This is a genomic window from Rahnella bruchi (genome assembly GCF_003614975.1).
GTDB classification, from domain to species: domain Bacteria; phylum Pseudomonadota; class Gammaproteobacteria; order Enterobacterales; family Enterobacteriaceae; genus Rahnella; species Rahnella bruchi.
The window spans coordinates 1-6,585 of the sequence record NZ_QZWI01000033.1; the positions used below are offsets into that span (position 1 = coordinate 1).

General features: G+C 53.1%; 8 protein-coding genes. 6 read left to right on the forward strand and 2 right to left on the reverse strand.

Going from position 1 to position 6,585, the window contains the following annotated elements:
• The 6 genes from D5398_RS25060 to yddG all read left to right on the forward strand — a co-directional run.
• Window positions 1-534 (forward strand): sodium:solute symporter family transporter (locus D5398_RS25060; RefSeq protein ID WP_425272775.1); only part of this gene is annotated, 534 nt, incomplete at its 5' end.
• A complete protein-coding gene (locus D5398_RS25065) occupies window positions 531-1,709 on the forward strand; it encodes a sialidase family protein (RefSeq protein ID WP_120510010.1) in 1,179 nt (392 codons plus the stop codon). The genes D5398_RS25060 and D5398_RS25065, both read left to right, overlap by 4 nt.
• A gap of 49 nt (window positions 1,710-1,758) precedes the next feature.
• Entirely contained in the window at window positions 1,759-2,229 is a 471-nt protein-coding gene (locus D5398_RS25070) for a NanQ anomerase/TabA/YiaL family protein (RefSeq protein ID WP_120510011.1), read from the forward strand.
• Between the two features lie 3 nt (window positions 2,230-2,232).
• Complete coding sequence (locus D5398_RS25075) at window positions 2,233-2,922, forward strand: SDR family NAD(P)-dependent oxidoreductase (RefSeq protein WP_120510012.1); 690 nt, start codon at window positions 2,233-2,235, stop codon at window positions 2,920-2,922.
• Window positions 2,923-3,262: 340 nt separating this feature from the next.
• Entirely contained in the window at window positions 3,263-4,132 is an 870-nt protein-coding gene (locus D5398_RS25080; protein WP_244216845.1) for a hypothetical protein, read from the forward strand.
• A 101-nt stretch (window positions 4,133-4,233) separates the two neighbouring features.
• Entirely contained in the window at window positions 4,234-5,112 is an 879-nt protein-coding gene (yddG, locus tag D5398_RS25085) for an aromatic amino acid DMT transporter YddG (protein WP_120510014.1), read from the forward strand.
• Between the two features lie 21 nt (window positions 5,113-5,133).
• Here the strand turns inward: yddG and yacL are convergent, their stop codons facing one another.
• Window positions 5,134-5,499, reverse strand: a complete 366-nt coding sequence (gene yacL / locus D5398_RS25090) for a protein YacL (protein ID WP_120132441.1) — start codon at window positions 5,497-5,499, stop codon at window positions 5,134-5,136.
• Between the two features lie 105 nt (window positions 5,500-5,604).
• Window positions 5,605-6,585 (reverse strand): Ig-like domain-containing protein (locus tag D5398_RS25095; protein ID WP_208646086.1); only part of this gene is annotated, 981 nt, incomplete at its 5' end.

Sequence of the window (6,585 nt, forward strand, 5' to 3'; positions counted from 1 at the left end):
GCCCTGCCAATCTTTATTCAGGATATGAATCCGTGGCTGGCGGGTCTGGTGACCACCTCGCTGGTGGCATCGATTTTTGTCAGCGTCAGTACTGTTGCGCTGGCGATTGCCTCGCTGATTGTGAAAGATTTTTACGTGCCTTACCGCAACCCGACGCCGGAACGCGAATTCAAAATGACCCGCTGGTTGTCGCTGCTCATTGGCTTCCTGCCACTGATTTTCGTGCTGCTGGTGCCGGAAGTGCTGAAACTTTCGTTCTTCACCCGTGCCATCCGCCTGTCGATTTCCGTGGTGGCGGTAATGGCCTTCTACCTCCCGTTCTTTAAAAGTGCGCGCGGAGCGAATGCCGGCCTGATCGGTGCCTGCGTGGTGACTTCCATCTGGTATGTGCTCGGCGATCCGTTTGGTATCAACAACATGTATATCGCGCTGGTCACCCCGGCCATCATTATGGTGGTGGACCGCCTGATTCCGCAGCGCACGAATAAAAGTAAAAATGCACACATTATTCAAAAGTCTGGAGCCTTAAGATGACCACTGAAACGCTAACCGTCGAACGCAGCGGTAAAATTCACGCCACTGAACATGACGCCGCGCGCCGTGACGCTATGCTGCCGTCAGATTGCCCGCAAAACCATGCCGCCAATCTGCTGCCTTTACCCGATGGCAGCCTGTTATGCACCTGGTTTGCCGGTACACAGGAAGGTATCGCTGACATCTCCATCTATCTTTCACGACTGGAAAAAGGTGCGGAAATCTGGAGTCAGCCGGTGAAACTTTCTGAAGATGCCAACCGTTCCGAGCAAAACCCGGTACTGTTTCTTGACCCGGATAATGTGCTTTGGCTGATGTACACGGCGCAGAAATCCGGCAATCAGGACACCGCGATTGTACGTTTTCGCCAGTCTCAGGATCGGGGTAAAAGCTGGGGGGAAATCGGCACATTGCTTGACCAGCTAGGTACCTTTATCCGCCAGCCGGTCACCGTGCTGGCCAATGGCGACTGGCTGCTGCCGGTGTTTTACTGCCGCACGCAGCCGGGTGAAAAATGGGTCGGCAACAATGACAACAGTGCCGTCAAAATTTCCAGTGATAAGGGTAAAACCTGGCGTGATGTATCGGTGCCAGAAAGCACCGGCTGCGTACACATGAACATCACACCGTTGCATGACGGCAGCCTGCTGGCGTTGTACCGCAGCCGCTGGGCAGATTTCATCTACCAGAGCCGTTCTGTCGATGGCGGTAACAGCTGGAGCGCGCCGCAACCGACCGCGTTGCCTAACAACAACTCCTCGATTCAGGTGACGACGCTCGCCAACGGACATCTGGCGCTGGTGTTCAATAACCTGAGTGCTGCGGATGCCAGCGAACGCCGGGCCTCATTGTATGACGAAATTGAAGATGAGGAAGACGATGTGCGCGTTGAAACAACAGCCGTAACCGGTGCCCGCACGGCATTCTGGGGCGCACCGCGCGCACCGATGACGCTGGCGATTTCCGAAGATGGGGGCCGTTCATGGCCATACCTGCGCAATCTGGAAACCGGTGACGGTTACTGCATGACCAACAATTCGCAGCAAAAACTCAATCGTGAGTTCTCTTATCCCAGCATCAAACAAGGGGTGAAAGGAGAATTACACATCGCTTTCACCTACTACCGGCAGGCAATCAAATACGTCTGCGTCGAAGAATCCTGGGTGAAAGGCTGACGCTTATCCGGCCCGCCCTGTGCGGGCTTTTTTTATTAAGGAGACCCTCATGATCACAGGTAATTTAGGCGCGCTGGAACTGGCTACGCTGCCCGCTGCACTGCTCAGAATTTTGATGCGGCCGGAATGTTCACTGGAGGCACTTTGCGCGCGGGAAGATGGACGTTTTCAGCCACCGGGAGCGGAATGGTTTTGCAATATCGGTAATGCGAATACATCGCCCGCCGCAGAGCGTCATACGGAATTTCATCGTGAATGGCTGGATATTCAGGTGGTGCTGGAAGGAGAAGAAATCATTGGATTTGATACCCAAAATGCTACCGGACAATCTGCGGTAGAGCGCAAGCCCGATCTGTATATTCTCGACAATCCCGAGCTGGTCAATGAGATATTGCTGCGCAGCGGTGACTTTGTGACGTTCGCACCGGGCGAACCCCACCGCGCCTTGTGCTGCATCCGCCACCCTGCGGTGATCCGTAAAGCCGTTTTCAAAGTCCCCGCCTCGTCTTTAAAGGAGTGATCCATGAACACGACACCGGGTAAACATGCGCTGGTGACAGGGTGCAGATCGGGTATTGGCGAAACCCTGTGCCTGACATTACTGTCTCAGGGCTGGAGTGTGACCGGGCTGGCACGCCGTGAAGTGAACTTTGCGCACCCTAATTTTATCGGTATCCCGCTCGATATCACTGACACAGCCAGACTGACAGAGGTGCTGGAAATCGTGCCCAAAGTGGATGCCGTCATCCACGCCGCTGGCATGATGAAAGCCGCCCCGTTGGGTCAGCTGGATCCGCAGGCCAGCGAAGCGTTATGGCGGCTGCATATTGGTGTGGCAGAAGTTCTGGCAGACCGGCTGGTGGATAAAATGCCTGACGGCGGGCGTATTGTGTTGCTGGGCAGCCGGACGTCATCAGGTGTCGCCGGTCGCAGTCAATATGTCGCCACGAAATCAGCCATGACCGGCATGGCACGAAGCTGGGCGGCGGAACTGGCACCGCGCGGCATTACGGTTAATATTGTCGCCCCCGGTGCGACGCAAACACCGATGCTGGAAAATCCCCAACGACAAAGTTCTCCGCCAAGATTGCCGCCCATAGGTCGCTTTATTCAGCCACAGGAAGTCGCCGATTTAGTCTGTTATTTACTTTCTCCTTCCGCTGCTGCCATTACCGGTCAGCAATTAGTGATTTGCGGCGGTGCATCTCTGTAACTCAATAAGCATTACTTAAGTAAAATATCCTCGCCGGTATAAAATCCGGCTATACTCCTTAAGACAAATTAATATTTAAAGACTTATTAAATTCTTATTTAAGTCAAATTAATCGCCAATCGATCTAACAATTAAGCCAAATTTCAAAAATAACACACAACCTATAAATCAAATAAAATGCACATATAACCAATAATTTAACTTACGGCAGATCAAAAGATCGCTTTTTTCTTAAAAACAGATAAATACCTTTATATATCCCCGCCTGACCTTTAGCATCGCGTTATTGCTTACTAAGCAAACAGCTCCATCCACCTGCAAGCAGAAATATAAAATGACAATGAATAAATTAAAGACCGTATCCAGCCTGCTGGTCACGAGTTCTTTATTGGTTTCCGGGGTTTCCCGGGCCGGGGAAAGTTTGTTAGGCAGCAATACTGAAGGGATGCGGCACTATGTGAGTTATGGTGCTGAATATTATAAGTGGGACGAATCCGTCGATAATATGGACGGTAAATATGTTGCTGAACATGGCCCGCGCCTGCACGTTTATTTCGGATCTAATAATTACCTCGATGCCCAAAGCGGCTTATTAAAAGCCTGGGACATGAGCATGATGTTCGGGATCGTCAGTTATAAAGGCAGCACACTTGATGATCAGGCCAACGTGCCGAACGGATCGCTGAAAGGCAAAACCTATTACACCGGCTACAGTGCGGACGTAACGCGCGGTTACCGTTACCGGGCATCCGACAGTGTTTCTTTCGATATGAAAGGCGCGCTCGGCGGCCAGGCGTGGTTGCGAAACATTCGCTCTGACGATGTATATATTGCCTCACAGGACAGAACACGCCAGTACACCGCCGTGGAAGTGACGTTGCAGCCTTACGCCAAAGCGTCCCTGGGCGCTAACTGGCAGATGACCGCAGATTCGCGTCTGAGTCTGGAAGGTGGTGCGCTGTATCCGATTAAAACCTGGACGCACAGTAATCAGGGCGCAGTCTGGCTCGAGCCGAAATCTAAGCTCTCGCCGTTCACCAGCCTGACCTGGAATATCAATAAAGATGTCTTTGTGAAAGCCAGTTATGTGCACCAGAAATACGGTAAGTCGGACGAGAAAAAGGGTGACCTGAACGGAAGCACCGTCGGTTATTATCAGCCAGCGACAACCACGTCGACGATGGGCCTGGAAGTCGGTTTCTACTTCTGATGATGTCAGAAAATAAGCGCCTCAAGCGGATTGTTCCGGTGTAAATAACCGGGACAATCGCTTATCTTAAAAGCCTCCCTTTCCAGAGGCTTACCTTTCATATGGATCGTTTCGCAACGCTGTTCGGCGTTATCGCCATTTTATTGTGGAGCATGAGCGTGGCGCTCACCCGCAGTTTGTCTGAATCTCTGGGGCCTTTTGGTGCGGCGGCGTCTATTTATACTGTCAGCGGAATTATGGTCTGGATGGTGGGCGGCAAACCGACGTTGCGCGGAGAATCAGCGGCCTATCTCATCGTCTGCGGTCTGCTGTTTATCTTTTATATGGTGGCGTTTTCGCTGGCGATTGGACTGGCGCATAGCCGCCAGCAGACGCTGGAACTGGGGCTTATCAATTATTTGTGGCCGAGCCTGACGCTGTTATTTGCGGTGCCGTTGCTGAAATTGCGCGTGCGCTGGTGGATCTGGCCGGGCGTTATTCTGGCGTTTGCCGGTGTCCTGTGGGCCATCAGCGGGGGTCACGGGCTGGATGTGCATCAGCTGATGCGCAATGTGCGCGGCAATCCTGTGGCCTACAGTCTGGCGCTCGGCGCTGCTATTTCCTGGGCGCTATATTCCAATCTGGTGAGGGTATTGTGTAAAGGCAAAGGCGTGCTGCCGCTGTTTCTGCTGGCAACCGGGGCGGTGCTTTGGGCACTCTATTTCACCTATTCATCGAATCGCATCAGCCTGACGTTGCCTGCTATTCTCGAATTGCTGGCGATGGGCGCAGTGACGGCTGTCTCCTATCAGTGCTGGGATATTGCGATGAAAAAAGGCAATGCGACGCTGGTCGCCGCGCTGTCCTATTTCACGCCACTGTCATCGATTCTGATTGCAGGATTGTGGCTGCACACGTTGCCGGGCGCGAGTTTCTGGCCGGGCGTGCTGATGGTGGTCGGCGGTTCGCTGCTGTGCTGGACCGCCTCACGGGGCAAATAAACGTATCGGTCGGTCGTAACCTTAACGATAGGTCGTGACGAAAGAGCGGTATTTGGCGAGGACTTGCAGAAAGTCCTCGACGCCGCAAAACGCCAGACTTTCTTCGTCGTAGTAACTCATGCCCTCTTCAATTTCATCGCCATCGAAATCCAGCTGATTGGCTCGGATCATGACTTCATCGTCGGCTAACAGCAGCGTATATTCATGGCCGACCATTTGCGTCTGGCGCTCGCTGCCTTTCAGCTCACTCAGCGCGGCTTCAACTTTATCGAGCACGGTCAGATCGCCCTTCACTTCCTCGTTGAGCCAGTGACCGAGCACTTCATGACCCATTGAGAAACGCACTTTCACCTCACCGGTAATGTCGCGCAAAAAGTCGTAGTCCATCATGTAGTCCTTAAAAATCATCAAAAGTCACTAAAACCTGATGCAGGATACCAAAAAAAAAGGCGGAATTTCTTCCGCCTTTCCCGTTTCTGCCACCTGGTGGAATTATTTCACCGTCAGGCTGACGCTGACGTCATAGTAGAATGAAGTACCGGATCCATAATAATTCTTACCCGCATAGTGGATAACCCCTTGATAAACGCCTGGCAGCAGGCCCGGATTGTCCGCTGATGAATAGTTAAGTATTCCATTAACGTCAGGATCCGCCCCCACACAATTGACGGATGAGTTGAACGTACGGATCTTACAACCGGTCATGCGCTCGCCACCAAAGTTGACGACCACCTCGTTTCCGTGTTCATCGGTCATCGGGGTCGTCAGTGGCGAATTAGTTTTTTCAGGTCCATCCCACACCAATGAAGTCGGCCCGGTCGTTGGGGACACGGCGATAAAGCCCAGAGTATCGTATGCTGAAAGAGGGGGGGTCTTATATTGACCGGAAGATCCCGTAATAACCCAGTCTGCGCTTATCGAGCCTATAAATGTCGTGATACCTGACTTCGCGCTTTGGCCGTAGGTCGCCGTCACGGTCGCATCCCCCTCCTCTGTCCCCGAAATCGTCATCGTGGCAACGCCGGACGCATCGGTCACGCTGGTACTGCCCGCCAGAGTATTGAGCGTCGTTGCCCAGTTCACCGTCTGATTTACAATTGGATTGCCGTTCGCATCCTTCACCGTGGCGGTAAAGGTCGTCACATCTTCACCGTTGTTGGAAACAACCGACCTGTCCAACGTCAGCGTGGCAATTTCAGCGGTACTGAGGTCGGCAATATAGCTCACCGCACTCGCACTGGCCGCGCGTTGCTGCTGCGTCAGCGTGGCGGTCACAATCTCAGTACCCGCTGTGAGCGACGTGCCGGTCATGGTCGTGGTACCTGCGGCCTCCGTCTGCGTATTGTTTTTCGCCAGGGTCACATTCGTATTATCGCCACTCCAGTCCACGCTGGCCGCATTCACCGGATTGTTATTGGCATCCTTGACGGTCGCCGTCCAGGTCACCGCTTCCGTGCCGTTAGCGACCGCCTG